This is a genomic window from Leifsonia sp. SIMBA_070, assembly GCF_046534635.1.
GTDB lineage: Bacteria > Actinomycetota > Actinomycetes > Actinomycetales > Microbacteriaceae > Leifsonia.
On the sequence record NZ_JAWRYK010000578.1, the window covers coordinates 1 to 255 of the forward strand.

The window sequence follows — 255 nt, forward strand, 5'->3', positions numbered from 1 at the left end:
GTCGCGAGCCCGACGGTTCCGGCGGCGACGAGGTCGATGTTCTTGTTACGGGCGTTGCGGATCGCGCCCGAGATCGTCGTCGGGATCATCATGAGCAGCGACGTGCCCTTCGCGACGAGGTCGCTGGATCCGAAGAGGAACATCATCGCGGGAACGACGATCACTCCCCCGCCGACGCCGATGAGGCCCGACAGGATGCCCGTCACGACGCCCAGCGCGACGAGTGCGATCCCGGTGCCGACGTGCATGTCGACG

1 protein-coding gene is annotated in these 255 nt (G+C 67.1%); it reads right to left on the reverse strand.

Going from position 1 to position 255, the window contains the following annotated elements; genetic code table 11:
* Positions 1 to 255, reverse strand: a 255-nt coding sequence (locus tag SB754_RS21535) for a TSUP family transporter (RefSeq protein ID WP_410784358.1), incomplete at both ends; no start/stop codon positions are given.